The organism is Anaerotignum sp., assembly GCF_031981185.1.
GTDB lineage: Bacteria > Bacillota > Clostridia > Lachnospirales > Anaerotignaceae > Chakrabartyella.
This window is the reverse complement of the sequence record NZ_DALYUL010000031.1, coordinates 13,917-17,581: the sequence shown is the minus strand read 5'-3', so window position 1 is coordinate 17,581 and position 3,665 is coordinate 13,917. Positions and strand designations below refer to the sequence as shown.

The window sequence follows — 3,665 nt, the reverse complement described above, 5'->3', positions numbered from 1 at the left end:
ATAAATCCATAAATTAATAGAAATATATTTAACTGTATCATTAATAGTATAATCTAAAAATAAGGTTTCAGCATCAAAAATTTTCAATGCATTTTGGGTTTCCTTTGAGAACTTACTAGGTCTAATTGTCATTGTTGTATCACTTTTAATGGTATTTTCACAAGATGATAATAAAATGATAAGGATAAAAACCAATAAACATCGTGTTTTCTTCATAAATAGCTTCCTAGGATTTCTTCTCCTCTAACACTACAACTTTTTTGCTATGTTTTTACCACTTAAAAGGATTATAATAAAATCGAAATTAAAAATATGCATGATATTTGAGATTCTTTGTTATATTGATGAACATTGAATTTGTATAAGTATACTATAGTTTAGGATTTTTTGAAATGATCAGAGGGCTATGACAAACAGTTATAATAAACAATCTCGAGTTGAATGTGTATTTTCCATTTGTTATAATATGGATTAAGATGACACAACAGCGGATATAAGTGCTTTTGTTTGTTCTTCCGAAATAATTATGATGGAAATAGGGGTATGGCCATGGAGAATCAGAAGGTATGGTTCTTAGGAAAATACCCCAAGGGGAGAAGGGGCTAAGATGTTGGACACAGTAATCGATGTTTCATAGAAAAAAGTAGCATAAACAGGCTGACCTAAATAAAATTTATTTGGGTCAGCCTGTTTTGTTGTGACGTGCAACGCTTGTAAGGGCTTGCTTCTTTCGTAAGTTAGAGATAAATTTTTTGAGTTTAAAACTTACTGTCACAAACTGAAATAATAATAAATAGGTAAATAGGATTTGTATAAAAATGCGAAAGCCGCAATCAAGATTATTCGGGTGTATGATTACGACTATGCAATTTTTAGTTTGGTAATATTTTATATCTTTTCTAGGTTTTCAACGGTCTTTTCGTTGACAACATTACCGGTATTTAGCGTTGTCTTTGCTTCAATCAGCATTACATGAACCTCCTGCTCTGCAACAGGCATATGCTCAATTCCTTTGGGAATTACAATGCATTCCCCTTCGTGAAGCTGAACATCTTTGTCACGGAATTTAATCGTCAATTCACCTTTTACCACGATAAACATTTCGTCCTCATTCTCATGGGTATGCCAAACAAAATCACCTTTAAATTTGGCTAACTTTACGTAAGAATCGTTTACTTCCCCAAGAATTCTTGGGCTCCAATATTCATGAAAGAGTTCCAGTTTTTCTGCAATATTAATTTTTTCCATTTGAAATACCTCCAATGATATAATAAGTTTGATTAAAAAGTGATGCACCGAATTTTGTGAAGCTATATAAGGTAAACAGGCAGATGTATCGTTATGATTGAGGTGCGCTTTTATTTTGATGAAATAAAAACAAAGCCAGCCCAATTAATGTGATTGTTATGCCTATGCCTTGTTGCAGTGAGAGTACCTCGTCCAATATAAAATAGGCAAGAATACAGGTTCCTACAGTTTCCCCCAAAATGCTCATAGATATAGCCGAGGTACTTAACCACTTTAGAAGCCAATTGAAAACCATTTGACCGAAAATTGTAGCAAACAAGGCCAATCCAATAAAGGCTTTCCATGTGGATGCCGGATAATCAACGAAAGATACATTCTGAGTGATTGCGTAGAGCCCTAAAAACATTGCACTGCTTGAATATCCTAATAGAGAATAAGGAATGACTGATAAATTTTTCCTTATGTGTTGGCCAACAAAGAAATAAGCAGTAATAACCCCCGCGGCGATAAATGCCAGCAGGTCGCCGAATAAAGCTTGGATGCTTACCCCGAAATCTCCCCAACCGATGATGAAACAACCAATCAATGAGACGAAGCAACTGGCAATTGCCCCTTTGCTATAGCGTTCCTTAAATAGGAAATGACCTCCCGCAAATGAAAAAAGGGGCTGCAATGTGACAATAACCGTTGAACTTGCAACAGAGGTATAGTTTAGGGATTCAAACCACAAAACGTAGTGTATTGCCAATAATAGACCTGAAAATAACCCAAAACCTAACTGTTTCCGAGATAAGGAAAGGAGCGCCTTCCAATTTTCTTTGTTAAAAAATAAAAATGGTACAAGTAGTAATGTGGCAAAGAAAAGCCGATAGAAAGCGGTGATTGAAGACGGTGCATCAGCCAGTCTTACAAAAATTGCGGATGTTGATAGGGCGAAAACCCCTAAAAACAGAAATAAGTACTGCATTGTTTTTGACTGCATTTGCTTTTGTTATACCTCCGTTCCCTTGTTAATTATAAAATACATGGTATACTATAATGTATAAATAAAGTATAGACTATTTTTGGGGCAAAAGGAAGTCCTTTTTGCCATATCCAATATGTTAAAACAAATGGGTGAAAAAGCTTATTATTATGGATAGGAGAGAATTATGAATTACAATCGCCTAGGACAAACGGTCTTGAATTATAGAAAGAAAAGAGGAATGACAATACGTGAGTTTGCAAATTTTGCGGGAATCAGCACATCTCTTATCAGCCAAATTGAAAGGGGACAGGCAAACCCGTCCTTAAGTGTTTTGGAGATCATTGCGCAGGCTTTAAATGTACCACTGTATACCCTTTTTATCAATGAAATTGATACAGAATCCCTTATTTCCAGAAAGAAAGACCGTAAAAAAGTGTATAGAGAAAATAGCGATCACATTGTTTACGATGTGTTGACACCTGATTTTATGAAAGCACATATTGAGCTTTTAATGATGGATTTGAATGCCCATGCCAATACCACAGAAAGCACATATTCCCATATGGATAAGGAAGAGATTGCTGTGGTCATGAAAGGTGAGGCATATGTGGAATTGGAGGGCGTTTCATATTTTCTGGAAGAGGGGGATGTAGTTCGCATTCCCCCCAATGTTAGGCATAGATTTTTGAATAAAGGGGACGAGGCTAATCACATTCTGTTTGTGCTAACCCCTACACTGTATCCCTCATAATGCCTTGGTTAGAACAGGGGATAATCATAAAAAGCAAAATGATGAGTATATGGGATTTTTTATACTCTGAAGAAATCCAGCGACAAAATTTTATTCAGAAGAAGGGGTGAAGCCGATGAACAATATGATTTTACTGTTGGAAGATGATATTAGTTTAGTAGATGGATTGAAATATGCGTTAAAGCGTAATGGTTTTGAGGTTGACTTTGTCCGTACTGTGAAGGAGGCCTTAAGTCATCTGCATACAATAGAAAAATATGACTTAATTATACTGGATGTAACTTTGCCGGATGGTAGCGGCTATGTTGTTTGTGAGGAAATAAGAAAAAAAGGTAGCTCCATTCCTATTATTTTTTTAACAGCCTCTGATGAAGAGGTAAATGTGATTCGGGGATTGGATTGTGGAGGGGATGATTATATTACAAAACCCTTTCGATTAGGGGAGCTATGTTCTCGCATCCGAGCATTACTGCGGCGAACTGGAATTTCCAATCAAAACAATACTTCCATTTTATGTGGTGATATTTCCATTGACCTGTTAGAAAGCTGTGTCAGAATGAATGGAAAGCGTTTGGAATTAACAAATGGAGAATATCGACTAATTACTTTGTTGGTGAAAAATGCAAATCGAGTGACAACAAGGGAACACATTTTAAATGAACTTTGGGATAGCACTGCAGATTTTGTTGATGACAATAC

At 35.8% G+C, this 3,665-nt stretch carries 5 protein-coding genes; 2 read left to right on the top strand and 3 right to left on the bottom strand.

The genetic code is table 11. The annotated features are described in order from the left end of the window. From RTK36_RS14420 to RTK36_RS14410, 3 genes are all read right to left on the bottom strand, one after another. A partial coding sequence (locus tag RTK36_RS14420; RefSeq protein ID WP_312047937.1) for a hypothetical protein occupies positions 1-216 on the bottom strand: 216 nt, incomplete at its 3' end. Between the two features lie 672 nt (positions 217-888). Next, a complete protein-coding gene (locus tag RTK36_RS14415; protein ID WP_312047936.1) occupies positions 889-1,248 on the bottom strand; it encodes a cupin domain-containing protein in 360 nt (119 codons plus the stop codon). 91 nt (positions 1,249-1,339) lie between these two features. Beyond that, positions 1,340-2,230 (bottom strand): DMT family transporter, encoded by an 891-nt coding sequence (locus tag RTK36_RS14410; RefSeq protein ID WP_312047935.1) that lies wholly within the window; start codon positions 2,228-2,230, stop codon positions 1,340-1,342. Positions 2,231-2,399: 169 nt separating this feature from the next. On the opposite strand from RTK36_RS14410, the gene RTK36_RS14405 reads away from it, so the two are divergent. Continuing rightward, the gene (locus tag RTK36_RS14405) at positions 2,400-2,966 is read left to right on the top strand and encodes an XRE family transcriptional regulator (RefSeq protein ID WP_312047934.1); all 567 of its coding nucleotides are present in this window, start codon (positions 2,400-2,402) and stop codon (positions 2,964-2,966) included. Positions 2,967-3,081: 115 nt separating this feature from the next. Beyond that, positions 3,082-3,665: response regulator transcription factor (locus RTK36_RS14400; RefSeq protein WP_312047950.1), on the top strand; the 584-nt coding region annotated here is incomplete at its 3' end.

Coding starts and splice junctions, on each gene's coding strand:
- RTK36_RS14415 (WP_312047936.1), bottom strand. CDS start 1,248: ATGGAAAAAATTAATATTGCAGAAAAACTGGAACTCTTTCATGAATAT.
- RTK36_RS14410 (WP_312047935.1), bottom strand. CDS start 2,230: ATGCAGTCAAAAACAATGCAGTACTTATTTCTGTTTTTAGGGGTTTTC.
- RTK36_RS14405 (WP_312047934.1), top strand. CDS start 2,400: ATGAATTACAATCGCCTAGGACAAACGGTCTTGAATTATAGAAAGAAA.